The sequence below is a fragment of the Paraburkholderia aspalathi genome (assembly GCF_900116445.1).
Lineage (GTDB): Bacteria > Pseudomonadota > Gammaproteobacteria > Burkholderiales > Burkholderiaceae > Paraburkholderia > Paraburkholderia aspalathi.
On record NZ_FPBH01000012.1, the window covers coordinates 104,500 to 118,719 of the forward strand.

The following is a 14,220-nucleotide window of genomic DNA, read 5'->3' on the forward strand; positions in this document are numbered from 1 at the left end:
GAAGTGACCACGCTCCGGCATGGATTACCGCGCCTACAAACGGCGGGACAGGCTGATGAGACACGATACAATCTGGCATCGGCGATGCTTCTGTGGAAGTCTGTTTGGGAAGCGTATTGTATGCGGGCAGCTTCCGCTGCAACCCGTTTCTCGTAAGCGTTAGGCGCTAAAATGCGCGAGTAGCAAACAGGCTGAAAGCACGGCGGAGTCTCGGGTCGTGATGATAAAACGGACGGGCCCCTCAGACGCCCGCTCGAACACTTCTTAACATCTCAAACATATTCGCGCATGTGGAATTCGCAGTTTAGGTCCGACGTGCTCGACGACAGCACAATCAACTTCGCTCCAGAGCGACGTGGAGGCGCGGCGACCCGCGCTCCGGCGAGTCGACACTTAGTTACCACTGTTACCACTGGGCTTTGCATCGCGCCGCCGCGCGTACGTCCTGCGACGTACCGGCCGGATCGCCATCAGGCATCTTACGGATCGCCGTTCCGCGCCGCGTGATCGCGAGCGCATCATGCGCGCCTGTGCGCTGGCAGAGATTGTCGATCTGATTAAAAGTTTGAGCAGATAGAGTCCCATTCATGAAAGTGCTGTTCGCCACTTACCCAATGGCCTTCCACACCCCCGGAGGCGGAGAAATACAGCTGCTTGCGTATCGCAAGCATCTACCCGCGCACGGAGTGGACGTCACGCTGTTCGATCAATGGAACCCACGGTTCCTCGAACATGACGTGGTCCACTTCTTCTCGTGCGTCGGCGGCTCAGTCCATTTCTGCAACTTCGTTAAGCAGTTGGGCTTGCCCCTAGTGGTCTCGTCCAGTCTGTGGGTGACGGAAGAGACCAAGCATCTCTATCCGATCGGCGAGATCCATCACCAGTTTTCGTTGGCGGACCGCGTCGTTGCGAACTCCGACCTCGAGTGCGAGACACTCGCACGGATCTTTGACCTCCCACGAGAAAAATTCGTCACGGTTCTGAACGGCGTCGAGGAAAGCTTTTACGAGCCGGTCGCGCCCGAGCTGTTTCGTAACGAGTTCAAGATTCACGATCGCTTCGTGCTGAACGTGGGCAACATCGAGCCACGCAAAAACCAGTTGGCGTTGGTCAAGGCGATGAAATCGTTCCCCGAACTCAAGCTCGTTCTGATCGGCCACCAGCGTGATCCGGAATACGCGAAGGCGTGCTTCGCGGAGGGTGGCGACCAGCTCATTTACGCAGGCACGTTAGCCCATGATTCGCCGGCGCTTCGCTCCGCGTACGCGGCATGCGAAGTGTTCGTTTTGCCGAGCACGTTGGAAACACCGGGGCTCGCTGCACTCGAAGCTCATGCAGCGGGATGCCCCGCCGCGGTGACCGAGGTGGGGTCGACACGCGAATACTTCGGCGACGAGGTGGAGTATCTGGATCCCTCAAACGTCGACAGCATTGTTGACGCGATACGCCGAGCAGCAAAACCTCGAGGTTCGCGCACGACGCACGCCGCTGAGGCTCACCGTCGACACCTGAACTGGCAAACGGTGCTCACTCAATTAGAAACGACTTACCGCTCCCTGGTGTGAGAATATGAAATTTCAGTTGCGTCCTTTAAAGAACGTTGAAAAAACGTCGAGTGCGGCTTTCCCGTGGCTAGCGATCAATAACGATCCGCAGTTCTGGATCAAAGGCTGGAAGAAGATGGTGGGCAGACATGTCCGGGTCTCCTTTCAGTTGCAGACTGACAAGCTGCCGGCGTCGCCTTGCGTCCTTTACTACGACGCAGGCCACGGCATGTCCGAAGCAACGGCCATCTACATGACGGTCGGTTCGGACGGCACGGTCAAGCAGGATCTGCTTCTGCCCTTCACCACGAACGCGTTGCGCCTGGATCCGATCGCACAGGCCGGTCTCTTCTCCATTAGCAATTTCAACATCGAGCTTCTGGCGCGTGAGGTGCCGTTCGTTCTGCATCGGCCACGCCACATGCTGGCTTCGCAACCAAGCGTTGTCGCCAACACACCCGCGCCTGTGGCCGACGGCCGTCGCGACTATCCGAAGTGGATCAAGTCGCACGAGCCACAACGCTCCGCATACACCGCGCTGCGCAAGCGTGTGTCGGGCTGGAAGGACAAGCCGCTATTCAGCGTGCTGATGCCGACCTACAACACGCCGGAGCGCTGGCTTCGCAAGGCAATCGATTCGGTCATCAACCAGGTGTACGACAATTGGGAGCTTTGCATCGCGGACGACAACTCCTCCGACCCCAGCGTTCGAAAAACGCTTACGGAGTACGCGCGCAAAGATCCCCGCATCAAGGTGACCTACCGCACCACGAACGGCCGCATCAGTGCTGCGAGCAACAGCGCGCTCGAACTGGTCACGGGTGAATTCGTAGGCCTGCTGGATCACGATGATGAACTTCACCCGCTCGCACTGTTTTGTGTCGCAGAAGCCATCCAGGAGCATCCGGAAGCCTCGTTGATCTACTCGGACGAAGACAAGATTTCGGTAGACGGCGTGCGTTCCGAACCGTACTTCAAGCCGGCGTTCAACTACGACCTGTTCCTTAGCCAGAACATGATCACGCACTTCGGCGTGTACCGTGCTTCGGCAATGCGGGAAATCGGCGGATTCCGCGACGAGTTCAACGGCTCGCAGGACTACGATCTGGCGCTGCGATTCCTTGACTACTGCGGCGAAGGTGCGATTCATCACATTCCGCGCGTGCTCTATCACTGGCGCGTACACCCGCAAAGCACTGCGTCCACGCATGAAGCCAAGCCGTATGCACACATCGCGGCGATGCGTGCAATCGACGAGCACTTGCAGAGAAAAGGCGTAAAGGGCCATGTCGAACCGGCGCCCGGAGCAAGCGGTTACAACAAGGTGTGCTACGAACTCCCGGACGTACAACCGTCGGTCGAAATCATCATTCCGACGCGCGATGCTGCTCGTCTGGTTGAACAATGTGTGGCGTCGATTCGCGAAAAGACCACCTACAAGAACTTTCGCATCACGATCATCGACAATGGTTCGGTCGAGCCGGCAACGCACGAACTCTTTGCCCGCTTGCAGGCAGACGGCGTCGTGACAGTGAAGCGGGACGATGCCCCGTTCAACTACTCGGCACTGAATAATCGCGTAGGGCTTGCGAGTACAGCCGATTTCGTCTGTCTGATGAACAACGATATCGAAGTCATCACACCGGAATGGCTGAGCGAAATGGTATCGCTCGCGCTGCAACTGGGCGTGGGCTGTGTCGGCGCGAAACTGCTCTATCCGAACGACACACTGCAGCATGCCGGCGTCATTATCGGTGTCGGGGGTGTTGCCGGTCACTCGCACAAACATAGCGCCAAGCCTCAGCCGGGTTATTTCTCGAGAACACTGCTGCGCAGTTCGATGTGCGCAGTGACCGCCGCCTGCCTCGTGGTACGGCAATCGATTTTCAAGCAGGTCGGCGGACTCGACGAACAGCTACAGGTCGCGTTCAACGACGTCGACTTCTGCCTGCGCGTTCGCAAAGAGGGGTATCGCAATGTGTGGACACCTTATGCCGAGTTGTATCACCACGAGTCTGCGACTCGCGGATACGAAGACAATCCGGAGAAGATCGCCCGATTCAATCGGGAAGTCGCGTACGTGCAGAACCGCTGGGGTGATTTCTTGTTGAACGACCCATGCTACTCGCCGAACCTGACGCTGGAACACGAGGACTTCTCCTTTGCGTGGCCTTCCCGAGTTGCCGATCTGATTCAGTAAACAAATGACAAAAACAACCGAGTGGCTGGATCAAGCACGACACCCGTCCGAAGGTGAACGATTCGCGTTGCCCAGCGCCGTTTACTTCTTGCTTAAGTTTCGTGCCGATCTTGCTGAGTTTTCCTGCAAGACGCTGACCGACCGGATTGCACTGTATCTGTGGTGGGAATCAGTCGCGCGTACAGACTACCCAGACTTCGATTGGAAACCTAGGTCGCAAGACCTTGCGTATGTCGAGCAACTCGACAACGCAACGCTGATCTCGGAACACCCCCGAAGCATTGCATATTGGCTGAAGAGCACAGCGCCGAGCATTCTGGACGGAAAGCATCTGACCGCAACTTTGCTTGAGCCGGCCGATATCGACGGGCCAAGTGGTTTCGACTTACCTGCGTTCCTTTCGGTAATCGTCGAAAACCGAACCGATTTGAAACAGGTTTTTGACCTGACTACTGTTGCCGGTCGACTGGGGTGCGTGAGCTGGTGGCAAGAGCGCGGCCAAGTCGAATACCCGAGGATCGCATGGTCTCCGGCAGAGATCTTTCACGCGCTTCTCGAAACACACGAAAGCAGTAATGCCGACGAAGTGCCGTGCCCGCGTCTGCTGCACCTCATCAGAAACGAACGCGCCGATTTGCGGCAAGCGTACGACCTCGAGACCTTCGGCGGTCGAATCGCATTTCTGGGCTGGTGGCGCGATCACAGAAAGGACCAATACCCGAGCATCAGATGGATACTTTCTGGCGTGCCTGAGGGTCTCTTTGAGCTCGAGGACTCCGATAACGCCACAGGGATCCCTCTTCCCCGTTTTCTGATTCTGATGTGTCGCGACCGGGCTGATTTGCGGCAGGCGTTCGATCTGAAAACATTGACTGGACGCCTGGCCGCGCTGACCTGGTGGGATAGCGAAGGACAGTTCGCCTACCCGGTTATCCAATGGTCGACAAACACCCTCTTGCCGACCTTGCTGGCATCAGAGTCGGCCCCCGGAACACCCGCGTCTGCCGTCCCCCGATTCCTCGAATCGATCCGGCAGGACCGCGCTGACCTGACCGCGACATTTGACACCAGCACGGAGGCCGGAGCAACCGAGCTGGTACGCTGGTGGCAAAACCACGGCAGAAACGAATATCCAACGCTGGGTTCGATCTCCATTGCTACCGTTAGCGCCAATTCTCACGGCAGCGGCAATCAATACGTTATGTCGATCGAGCGCGCCTGGCGCGCCCGCCCGTTCGGGGTCAACATTGTCGGATTTCCGCAGGGAGTGCTCGGGCTCGGCGAAGACGCAAGAATGGCGTCGAAAGCTCTTGGGCTCTCCGCGATCCCATGCGCGCTGATCAATGCGCCCATGGCAGGCCCAGCGAAACTCGATACGTCCGTCGACCACCTCCTAAGCGTCAACCTCAAGTACGGGTTGAGCGTCTTTTGCCTGCCGCCGCCCGAAATGCTGCGACTTTCGCTCGAGGGCGGACGCAACCTCATCGAGGCTGACACGTACAAGATCGGCGCGTGGCCGTGGGAATTGCCACAGTGGCCGAGCGCCTTCGGCCAGCTTCATCGGCTCGTCGACGAAATTTGGGCGCAGAGCAGGTTCGTACAATCGGCATTCGCGAGACAAGGGGACACTGCAGTCCATCACGTTCCGATGGCAGTGAACATCCCAGCGCCGGTGAATCCCGACCGCAGCCGGTTTGGCTTACCGTCCAACGAGTTCCTGTTCTACCTGATGTTCGACGGCAATTCGTGGCTGACGCGCAAGAATCCAATCGCCGGTATCCATGCGTTTCAGAAAGCATTTGGCGCCCAGACCTCCGGCGTCAGTCTGATCGTCAAAGCGATGAACGTGCGAGACAGCGATCCGACGTGGCGCGCAGTGTGCGAACTCGCTGCACAGGATCCTCGAATCCGTATCGTCTCGGAGCGATTGAGCCGTCAGGATACGGTCGATTTTATGGCCGCATGCGACGCTTATATCTCGCTCCATCGCAGCGAAGGGTTCGGGCGCGTGATTGCTGAAGCCATGCTATTGGGACAGCCTGTCGTAGTAACGAACTTCTCTGGGAATGTGGATTTCTGCGACGAGCAGACATCCTTTCTTGTGGATGGAGACCTCGTCCCCCTGCGCGCAGGCGACTATCTGTTTTACGAGGGTCAGTACTGGTGCGATCCCGACGTGTCGACTGCGGCGGAACAGATCCGTACGGTCTTCGAAGACAAAGACCGCCGGAAACGCGTTGCCAAGGCCGGCCAGGCGCGTATTGTCCGCGACTATTCTATTGAGGCAGTCGCTCGTGCATACGCCGATAGACTGGCGGAAATCAAAGCAGGAGTCGTGTCTCCATGAGAGTGCTGATCTGCGCGCCAGACATCTTCAGCGGCGACGCTGTCGGAAACCATTGCCTCGGCGTGGCTCGAGCTGCGCGGCGGCTTGGCTTCTCCGCGGAGTTGTACGCACAGAACCACGATGCCGCTAACGAGAGAGTGCATCCTCTCAGCGAACTATCTTCCGCGGTTCAGCCCGACGATGTCCTCTTCCTTAGCTATTCAATTTTTGATCCGAACCTGGATCAGATAACGAAGTTGAATTGCAAGAAGATTGGCTATTTCCATGGCGTAACAGATCCGGAACTACTACGCGCTTTCGAACCACGCACTGCTCAATTGTGCCAGGACGCGCTCGCGCAGTTACCCGCCCTCGGCGTCTTCGATTTACTCGTTGCGAACTCGCATTTTTCGGCCCAAGCGCTTGAAGGCGTAGCTGGGCATGCAACGATTGAAGTTGTCCCGCCTGTCTTCGCCGACATGCCCGCATTCAGCCGCAATCCGAACTCGCGCAGCGCACCGCGCGCGAACGCCGAATTGCTGATGGTTGGCCGCGTCGTTCCACACAAGCGGATCGAAGATGGCATCGAGATTCTGCACAGGTTACGCAACCTCGGCGTGCCTTCAACGTTGTCCGTCATAGGCAGCATGCCGAACTATGACTACTCGAAATACCTGATTAACTATGCTCGCAGACTCGGCGTGCTCGACCACGTCGATTTCAAGGGCACGCTCGATGACTGCGATCTGCTTGATTGTTTCGAACGATCAGCTGTTCTGTTGGTGACCAGTCGTCACGAGGGGTTTTGCGTGCCCGTACTTGAAGCGATGCATTATGGGAAGCCCGTACTCGTGCGTGCGGGCACGGCAGCCGAAGAGTTGTGTCTCGCCGAAAGCGTATTGCCGGATGACGCGCCTGCCGATTCATGGGCAACGCTGCTCGCGCAATTGGTCGATGTCACCGGGGGCAAGGCCGGGCAGTCGCGCGAAATCTACTTGAATCGCGCCAAGGATATCCTTCTGAAGACCAGCGATGAAGTGTGGCGCAATCTGTTCACACAGCTTGCGACCGGGAGAACGACATGACGGGTTTGAAATTCCTGCTCACCACGTACAGCACAGCATTCACTGTAAGCGGCGGAGGCGAGTCCGAGCTCGTACAGGTCGCCGAAATCATGAAGGCTTCCGGTGTTCATACGGACATTTACGGCATCGGCAGCCGGCCACTCAGTTTCTACGACGGCATCATCCATTTCTCGGTACACGCCGACGGAGAAGCCATTCTCCGAGAGGCCAAACTTAAGAACAAGCCTGTCTTTCTTTGGCCGAATGTCTGGTGGACCGACGCACCGACCGCTAACGAGGTTGCGAGAATTGCCGAGATCACTCGTGGCGTGCACAAGCTGTTATTCAAATCACAAGCGGAACTCGCCAACTTTACGCAGTATGTCTCCGTGCCGGAGGACAAACTCCTGGTGGTTCCGACATGCGTTTCCGATCGCTTTCTCGCGCCGGCAGACAACGATCTGTTGTCGACGATCTGCAACGCGACTAACTTCGCACTATGTCTCGGCCTGATTGAACCGATCAAAAACCAGTTGCAACTGATCCGGGCGTTGAACGAACTTAAGCTCGAAGGCGTATTCGTCGGCGGTGCGAGAGACGACGAGTATTACCGGCAATGCGTCAAGGAAGCACACCCTGGCATCACCTTCCTACCCTTCGTGCAGCCATGCAGCGCGCTCCTTCGTTCGATCATTTCCAACTGTGCAGTCATAGTTGAAGCCAGCATCGATCCGCCAGGGCGTTCGAGCCTGGAGGGCGCGATCATGCGCAAACCGCTTGTTATTGGAGACGGCCCTTGGCAAAGGGAGCATTTCGCAGACGGTGTCTGGTATGCGCCCACCGATTCGGTACAAGGATTAGCAAAGGCGATCGAAGGCGCAATGACAGACGCGGATCGTGAATCGAAAATCTTGCAGACGTACGAGCGTGTGCTGGACCGGCATTCAGCTTCAACCATTGGACCACAACTCGCCGAGATGCTAGCAAGAGAAAGTATTTGACATGCCAAGAATCCCACGATTACTGGTAGTGCAGCGAGTTTCGCTATCACACGACAAATTGATGTCGAGGTCGATTGCCGCCCGCTTTGGTCCCCTGCTCGGTTATATGGCCAATCACGGCATGATCGAATGGGAGGAAATTGTCGAAGGCGACATTACCATCGGCCAGCTCAGGCGTTTTGACGCGGTGTTGTTCAACAAGCACACCTCCAACCGGGCGGTAGATTTGATGCGCATGGCCAACGATCTAGGCCTGCGTACGATCTACGATATGGACGACTGGATCATTGACTTGCCGATGTACAGCGTCACTGATCTGAACGACGACCTGTTGGCGAACATAACCTGGCTGCTGCGACATGCTTCCGTGGCGACAGTGTCCAACGAAGCACTGCGCAATAAATTGCAGCGTATTCGTTCGTCTGTGTCCATCATTTCCAACGGGTTTGATCACAGCGCTATTCCGTCGGATCCGAGCGATTGGCGAGAAGTCCAACCGCCAAAGATCATGTTTTCAAACACTGACGGCATCAAGCTTGTCCACTTCAGAAAGGACTTTTTCAAGGTCCTTGTGGACTTCATGAATCGGCATACGGAAGTGTCGCTGGAATTTTGGGGCGACGGCTTTCCAGAGATGTCCCGAATTCCGCGGCTGGCGGCCAAGGGCTTTCTCGACAACGCGGCGTATAAGTCCGCCATACGCGACGCGGGTTATCTGTTCTCGGTTGTTCCGCTTGGCGGTCGGGAAGATCCTGAAGCGCTGTTCTTCAATAGTTGCAAGTCATGTATCAAATACATCGACTATGGCAGCCTCGGCATTCCGGGCATCTATTCGAAAAGCCCCGTATACGAAGATGCCGTGACGCACGGAGTGACGGGCTATCTCGTGAACAATACAGCTGACGAGTGGGCTGAAGCCATGGAACAGATGTATCAGGATAGCCAGTTGCGACAGGAGATGAAACGCAATGCGTTCGACGATGTGCACCAGCGGTTTGGACTTGCGGCACCTGCGCAGACGCTGATGACACTTTTAACCAGCGAAAACTCAATCTAGTCGACCCAATCCGAACTATGGACCTTCTACTGATCAGGCACGGCCAGTCGACCGCAAATGCGCAAGGACTGCTCATTTCGACCAACCAGGACCCACTCACGGACCTGGGCAAAACACAATCCACACAACTTGCGAAGACACTGGAGCGGTTTACTTATCAACCGTCCCCCCTCTTTTCCAGCCCGTGGAAGCGTGCCCATCAGACAGCGCAAATCGTCTTCGGTGAATCAGCGCCCATGAAGCTTGACGCCCGGCTTGCCGAGACCAATCCCGGCATCTACGCCACGTGGCGTGAAGCTGACTTTAACGCCGCGTATCCGACGTTCAACGAGGACATCACCAATCGCTATGAGGGAGGTGAGTCGCATCTGGATATGGCCGATCGCGTGCGCAACTGGGTAGATCTCGAAGTACTGCCCCATGCGTCGGAGCCGGGATTGACTGCCGCAGTTGCACACGGCGGACCCATTAGCGTGGTTCTACAGCACCTGCTGGGCATTCCTATCGAAACGCGCTACCCGAGCTTCACCGTACCTAACGCGTCATTCACCTACCTGAAGTGGCGCAGCGACCTGAAACGCTATTGCGTGGAGCGCGTAGGCCAGGTATGAACAAGAGCGTTGCGATCTACGAACCGCTTTATGCGCAGGATCAGGCACTCGCCGACCCTGAATTTATTCCATTAGTGCGGGCGGAAAACGCGCGGGCGGAGTGGCGTGAATTCGGGATCCTTGTCGACATGTATCGCAACAAGGTTCATCTACGCCACGACTTCACGGGCCTGTTCTCTCCGAAGTTCAACCTGAAGGCAAAGATATCAGGCGCACGCTTCCTCGAATTCGTGCGCACACAGGCTGATGCGGACGTCTGCTTCATCAATCCATTTCCGCAGATTGCCTATTGGTCGTATAACGTCTGGATGCAGGGCGAGCATGCCCATCCTGGACTTACCCGTGCGGCGCAAGAACTGATCAACGCTTGCAAGTTGGGTTGGAAGCTCGGCGAGACGCCGAGGCACGATTCCCGGTACCTCGCCTATAGCAATTTCTGGGTGGGATCCCAGCAGTTCTGGGAAAGTTACGTAGGCGGCGTTCTGGTTCCGATCGCCGAGTTTCTGGAGTCTGAGCCGACTCACGTCGCTGCGCGAAACGTCATGGAGGAAACCAGCCATACGGATCCAGCGCCCTTTCTGCCGTTTATCGTCGAGCGTCTATTTAGTACTTTCGTTTCGACGCATGCGAACACGAACACCGTGGCCTATCCGCTCACGCACGAGCAAATAAAGGGCTATTGCAACAACGATTTTGAGCGATTGCTACTGGACCGCATGCGAGCCAGAATTGACGCCGCAGATTCTGGCCATGCTTTCGGATCAGATCTCATCGAACAAATGGATACGGTCTGCGCGCTGTGGCAACAGCATTTCTTCGACTACTATGCTTTGCGACCGCATCCACATACGATGAATGTCGTTACTCGAGGTTAGCGTCGGGTGCTAACGACGCCAGGCGGCTTAAACCAGATTATTTCCTGATTAGAAATACGTCCTGGTGATTGTCCCAGCCGCCCGGGCGATGCTCGACGATAGTCAGGTCGTTTTCCGCGCAGACCTCTTTCACCCAATCGCCGGGAGTGAGCGAGATACCGTAGCTATCGCCAATGTAATCTACGGTCTTTGCCTCAAGCGAGTGATCGACTCGATAGTTCACAAAGCCAAACTGATTTGCGTCGTAGCTGTTCAACAGATGTTGACGTGCGTCCTCGCCCACTTGATAGCAATCCCCAATACCAAGATGTTCGCGAGATTTCTCACCGTGCGTGGTGACTACACCGACGCCTCCTGGTTTGATCTTCGAAAAAAAATGTCCGATGACCGAGCGCGCATTGTGACTGGATAAATGGGTAACGAGCGAGCCTAGCGCAGCAACGTCGAATGTTTCTCCAGGGATGTTTTTGAACTCGTAAACAGGATCAGTGATGTGGTACCCAATGGTCCCGAAGGTTTCAACGCAGAAATCTACGGACGGGGCCATGATATCCGCCACGTGAATGTGCGAAGGGTCAAATCGCTCCGCCAACTGACGCGTTACACGGCCATATCCGCACGGGAGTTCGAGAATCGTCGGCGATTCGGCGCCCGCCAGTTCGGCCGCATGTACTACGAAGTCAGCCATCTGCTTGCCGACCGAAGCGTAGTGTTCCAGCGAACCGTGGAACATGTCGTCGTTAGGGTGAATCGGCGCTTCACGCATTGGCTCTCTCTCCATCTCCGGTTGGCCGAAGGTATGCGTTGCGCTTGCCGTTTCGACCGTGTAAGGGTTGGTAATTGTACATGGCAAGCACCGAGGTCGTTCCTCGCGCCTGCACACGACAACATTGGGCCACCAGCCGGCGCCATCGAGGTCGGCGCTTCCAATCATTCACTCGCTGACGCCGCTCGGTAGATCCGGACCGTCCGTTGCACAGTGGTGCACGCGTAGAGGTAGTTATGCTGGAGGATGAACGGTGCTTCGACCTTGAAAGGCCAGCAACTAGATAGCGTCAAGCAGAGTTCGTGCTGAACGATTCGGAGCGCGAAACCCTGCAAGCGTTGACGATGCGACGCAAGACCGCGCAGGCCCTGGCATTGCGGGCTCGCATCGTGTTGGCCTGTGCCGGCGGCACGGACAACACGACCGTTGCGGCGAAACAGCGAGTTTTGAAGTCGAAGACTTGGAACACAACCATTTTGTTACTATTCGCGCTGCCCCTCTTCGTCCGCGACACACATGAGCGCCACAATCAATCAAACAAAACAAGTTGCAGCTCTGAGCCTGCGAACACCGATCAAAGTCCTCGCGGTGCTGTCGCTATTTATCGCCGGCTTGTCGATCATGCCGTTTGGACCTGCCATGAGCAGCGTCGAGGTCTGGACATATGCACTAAATGAGGCCGTCGCCAATCATCTCGTTTTTGGGCGAGACGTGATTTTCACGTTTGGTCCGTTTGCCTCGGTCTATACCCAGCTATACCATCCCGCAACCTACCCAATCGCACTCATCGGGAGCGCGATCATTGCGATCGGGTATTGCGCTGGCTTTGCCCTGCTTAGCTTTAACAATAGGCCGCTACTGCTCCTGCTGCTTCCGCTGCTAGGCGCCGAATCGTGGGTGCGGGATGCAACGTTGATGACGCCGCCGCTTTTGTTGATGCTCATCGCGTTTCGTATCAGCTTGCCGCCCGGTAGCATCGCGCGCATCAAGATGACCTCGTCGGCTGCGCTGCTTGTCAGCGCAGTATCCATGTCGATCGGGATCCTGCCACTAATAAAGGCGAGCTTTTCTGGCCTTGTTGCGGTGGAACTCGCTCTCTCAGTGGGCATGCTTGTCCGCGGGCAGCATCTCAGGATGGCAGTAGCGGTTGTTGTGATCACGCTTTTATCAATGGCATCTGGTTGGGTTTGGACCGGCCAACCGCTTGACGCGCTACCGCAATTCTTCCTTGCCCAGGCGCCGATAATCTCGGGATATTCCGAGGCAATGTCTATAGAAGGGCACGTATCACAGGCCTATCACTGGCTTATAGCAGCATCTCTCTGTGTTTTGGTTTTCTACTTCTATGTAGTCCGTTCGCGCGGTTTGTTGGGTGCAATCGCGATTGCGGGCTTTGTTTTCTATCTGTTCGTGTGTTTCAAGTCGGGGTTTGTGCGTCAGGACATGCACCCGCGTATCGCGGCAGCGGCGTTTCTTACCGTCGGGTTGTCGCTCGCACCAATGCTGTCGGCCAGACAAGGCATCGTGGTCGCTCTGGTGACGCTGTTCGGATGGGGTGTGATTGAGCATTCATTGCCAGATTTTCGTCGCGACCTCGTGCTCCAACGAACACATGACGTCTACAGGCCGCTGTTCGACACGCTCGCTAGACGTGTAACTGGACTGGACTCCTTCCCCCAGATGTTCGCTGCGACGAAACAGGAGATTCATGATCGGGCGCCGCTCCCCAACATCACGGGAACAGCCGACGTCTATCCGATGCGAATGGATATTCTGTTTGCGAATGACATTAAATGGGCTCCGCGACCGATCATTCAAAGCTACTCAGCGTACACACCGAAACTTGATCGAATGAACGCGGAACATCTGGTCGGTGTCAACGCTCCGCAGAACATCATGTTCACGGTCATCGCCATCGATCATCGGTTACCGTCGATTGAAGATGCGCTCAGTTGGCGAGAGTTGCTCACCCGCTATTCGATAGTCGACCGGTTTTCCATAACGAACCCGGATCAAAGTTATCTACGCATGGTTCGTAGAAACGCGCCCATCGCGTCAGAACTGATGCCCTTGAGCGATACGGAAGCGTCGATCAATACCCCAGTTACGGTTCCGCCAAGCAATGGAATCGTGATCGCAAAGATTGACATGCAGCCGACACTGCTCGGCCAGATAGCACTCGGCCTTTACAAGCTACCTGAAGTGTTCATCGAATTGACCTTGACCGATGACCGCACTTTCCGGTTTCGCTACATTCCGTCAATGGGAAAAACAGGCTTCGTCTTGTCGCCACTGGTGAGGTCGAACAATGACTTCCTAGCGATGGCATCAGGCAACGCCGATGCGTTGCGCGTAAAGCAAATGAAGTTGACGACGTCGACGAACGGTCTTTGGCGCAGGAACATACGCGTCGCCCTCGAGACTCTACGCATTGATCCTCAACCTATTGCAACAAACCTGTTTTTGCCGCCGACAATGTAGGCCACAACGCTTAGGCCTTCGGCGCCCTTGATCAACGTGGCGGAGGCATAGTCCCGACCTTTGTCTTGGCGGACAAGTGCACGTCGTGCCCGCATCGCTCATGCTGATGTAATGGATCGTGCTAAATCAACTCCGCTTCGTTGCGCATGCGTCATGCTTCGATAAGGTTTGATGAATCAGTCAGGCGTAAGCGGCTGGGGAACCCGTCTTGACGGGTTGAGCTAGCCGACGATCACAGCCGGCTGCCAGCGATGCAGATCACGCGAGCCACTCACGCAGCCAGGCGGCGCATTGT

Annotated in this window: 10 protein-coding genes; 9 read left to right on the forward strand and 1 reads right to left on the reverse strand. The window is 56.3% G+C overall.

The genetic code is table 11. The features are described 5' to 3' along the window. Positions 1–587: 587 nt before the first annotated feature. From BM438_RS19585 to BM438_RS19620, 8 genes are read left to right on the forward strand one after another with little or no spacing between them, the layout of a single operon-like run. A complete protein-coding gene (locus BM438_RS19585) occupies positions 588–1,565 on the forward strand; it encodes a glycosyltransferase family 4 protein (protein ID WP_093636352.1) in 978 nt (325 codons plus the stop codon). A 4-nt stretch (positions 1,566–1,569) separates the two neighbouring features. After that, positions 1,570–3,744, forward strand: a complete 2,175-nt coding sequence (locus BM438_RS19590; RefSeq protein ID WP_093636355.1) for a glycosyltransferase family 2 protein — start codon at positions 1,570–1,572, stop codon at positions 3,742–3,744. 4 nt (positions 3,745–3,748) lie between these two features. Further along, positions 3,749–6,091: a glycosyltransferase family 4 protein gene (locus BM438_RS19595; RefSeq protein ID WP_093636357.1), complete on the forward strand. Its 2,343-nt coding sequence runs from the start codon at positions 3,749–3,751 to the stop codon at positions 6,089–6,091. Then, positions 6,088–7,155: a glycosyltransferase family 4 protein gene (locus tag BM438_RS19600; protein WP_093636359.1), complete on the forward strand. Its 1,068-nt coding sequence runs from the start codon at positions 6,088–6,090 to the stop codon at positions 7,153–7,155. Before BM438_RS19595 ends, BM438_RS19600 begins: the two co-directional genes overlap by 4 nt. Next, entirely contained in the window at positions 7,152–8,135 is a 984-nt protein-coding gene (locus tag BM438_RS19605; protein WP_093636361.1) for a glycosyltransferase family 4 protein, read from the forward strand. Before BM438_RS19600 ends, BM438_RS19605 begins: the two co-directional genes overlap by 4 nt. 1 nt (position 8,136) lies before the next feature. Then, positions 8,137–9,192 (forward strand): glycosyltransferase, encoded by a 1,056-nt coding sequence (locus tag BM438_RS19610; RefSeq protein WP_093636363.1) that lies wholly within the window; start codon positions 8,137–8,139, stop codon positions 9,190–9,192. 17 nt (positions 9,193–9,209) lie between these two features. Beyond that, on the forward strand, positions 9,210–9,803 hold the full coding sequence (locus BM438_RS19615) for a histidine phosphatase family protein (RefSeq protein WP_093636366.1): 594 nt from the start codon (positions 9,210–9,212) through the stop codon (positions 9,801–9,803). Then, a complete protein-coding gene (locus BM438_RS19620) occupies positions 9,800–10,678 on the forward strand; it encodes a hypothetical protein (RefSeq protein ID WP_093636368.1) in 879 nt (292 codons plus the stop codon). Before BM438_RS19615 ends, BM438_RS19620 begins: the two co-directional genes overlap by 4 nt. 37 nt (positions 10,679–10,715) lie before the next feature. Here BM438_RS19620 and BM438_RS19625 read toward each other — a convergent pair whose 3' ends face one another. Beyond that, positions 10,716–11,444: a class I SAM-dependent methyltransferase gene (locus BM438_RS19625; protein ID WP_093636370.1), complete on the reverse strand. Its 729-nt coding sequence runs from the start codon at positions 11,442–11,444 to the stop codon at positions 10,716–10,718. A 516-nt stretch (positions 11,445–11,960) separates the two neighbouring features. Between BM438_RS19625 and BM438_RS19635 the strand changes: the two genes are divergently transcribed. Continuing rightward, a complete protein-coding gene (locus BM438_RS19635; RefSeq protein ID WP_167378423.1) occupies positions 11,961–13,925 on the forward strand; it encodes a hypothetical protein in 1,965 nt (654 codons plus the stop codon). Positions 13,926–14,220 lie beyond the last annotated feature (295 nt).

What these genes read in the sequence shown, in the direction of transcription:
- BM438_RS19635 (WP_167378423.1), top strand. Translation starts at nt 11,961, where the DNA reads ATGAGCGCCACAATCAATCAAACAAAACAAGTTGCAGCTCTGAGCCTG.
- BM438_RS19585 (WP_093636352.1), top strand. Translation starts at nt 588, where the DNA reads ATGAAAGTGCTGTTCGCCACTTACCCAATGGCCTTCCACACCCCCGGA.
- BM438_RS19590 (WP_093636355.1), top strand. Translation starts at nt 1,570, where the DNA reads ATGAAATTTCAGTTGCGTCCTTTAAAGAACGTTGAAAAAACGTCGAGT.
- BM438_RS19625 (WP_093636370.1), bottom strand. Translation starts at nt 11,444, where the DNA reads ATGCGTGAAGCGCCGATTCACCCTAACGACGACATGTTCCACGGTTCG.
- BM438_RS19610 (WP_093636363.1), top strand. Translation starts at nt 8,137, where the DNA reads ATGCCAAGAATCCCACGATTACTGGTAGTGCAGCGAGTTTCGCTATCA.
- BM438_RS19615 (WP_093636366.1), top strand. Translation starts at nt 9,210, where the DNA reads ATGGACCTTCTACTGATCAGGCACGGCCAGTCGACCGCAAATGCGCAA.
- BM438_RS19605 (WP_093636361.1), top strand. Translation starts at nt 7,152, where the DNA reads ATGACGGGTTTGAAATTCCTGCTCACCACGTACAGCACAGCATTCACT.
- BM438_RS19600 (WP_093636359.1), top strand. Translation starts at nt 6,088, where the DNA reads ATGAGAGTGCTGATCTGCGCGCCAGACATCTTCAGCGGCGACGCTGTC.
- BM438_RS19595 (WP_093636357.1), top strand. Translation starts at nt 3,749, where the DNA reads ATGACAAAAACAACCGAGTGGCTGGATCAAGCACGACACCCGTCCGAA.
- BM438_RS19620 (WP_093636368.1), top strand. Translation starts at nt 9,800, where the DNA reads ATGAACAAGAGCGTTGCGATCTACGAACCGCTTTATGCGCAGGATCAG.